Origin of the sequence: Kineococcus auxinigenes, from assembly GCF_050871525.1 — a bacterium.
Lineage (GTDB): Bacteria > Actinomycetota > Actinomycetes > Actinomycetales > Kineococcaceae > Kineococcus.
Genome location: NZ_JBKBCT010000141.1, coordinates 1 through 1053 on the forward strand (window position 1 = coordinate 1; position 1053 = coordinate 1053).

Annotated in this window: 2 pseudogenes; both read right to left on the reverse strand. The window is 64.3% G+C overall.

The features are described from left to right. Positions 1-766: pseudogene (locus ACRYR9_RS19655) on the reverse strand (hypothetical protein); the annotation flags it as partial. A gap of 101 nt (positions 767-867) precedes the next feature. After that, positions 868-1053, reverse strand: a pseudogene (locus tag ACRYR9_RS19660) (hypothetical protein); the annotation flags it as partial.

Sequence of the window (1053 nt, forward strand, 5' to 3'; positions counted from 1 at the left end):
TTCTTGAGGTCCGGCCGAACGGCTGGTCCCCATTCTGAAATGGGCTGTCAGGAGGCAAGGCACCGCAACCGTCCTCATGGACAAACAGCTCGTGAACGCCGCGCAGCGCGTCCATGACGCCTTTCGCATGCGCATCGGACAAGGCGATGGCGCCAGCTGGCGCCTCTTCCTCGGCTGCGCGCCTCTCGCGGTCCACAAGGTCCAGCATGGACAGGCGACGTATCACATCGTGGCCGTCAATCTGGCCGACGACCCTGATGGCGGCCAACATGTTGCGAAGGGTGGAGGGTTCACCGGCACCGGCACAGTCCGCGGGAACTGCTGCCGCGGGTGGCATGCTGGCTTGCGGGGCGTCGGCACGCCGCCATTTGTCGAACTCTCGAAGGAAGACCGTGTCGGCGAGCAGGCCAGCGATTGCGTTGGCAATCAGCCCGCGTTCCCGTGGAGTCGGGACATGGGACCCCAGCGTGCCGTGTAGCTGGTATCCGGACACAAACTGGTCGACCACCGCTTGCACCGGCGCGTACGCTGGTTCCTGTCGGTCAGCATCATCTACGGCGGTCACCGCATTCAGCGCGGAGTGGTAGCCGCAACGAAAGCCTGGCACAACGAGTGCGCCATCTGGCACGCATTCGACGCAAGCATGATCGAGGGTGCGGTCTCTGCTGAGCAGAATCCATTTCGCCATGGTGAGCGTGGCGTTCGCGCGGGCGCGGCCATCGGGACCGCATGCGACTGCAGGGCTGGAGGATGCGGAGGTGTTCATCGTCAATTGTGTGCGAGGCGGCTGGCCTCGGGTGGCAATGGATTCAGATCAGCGTAGCCAGCCCAGTACAAAGTCAAGGGATGGCACCAGCCGCTCGGTGGTCATGCCGTCGCGAGTTGCGCGTCAAGCGTGTCGAGTGCCGGAACAGGCAAACGTGGCGAGCCAGTGGTCGGCCCAGCGCGAGGGCGTTCGGTCGACGCGTCGAAGGCCGCCGATTTGTCGCGCGTCAGAAGCTCCCCCAAACGAGAGGGAAGTTCTGCCAACACGAACGCGCATAGGTTCGTGTC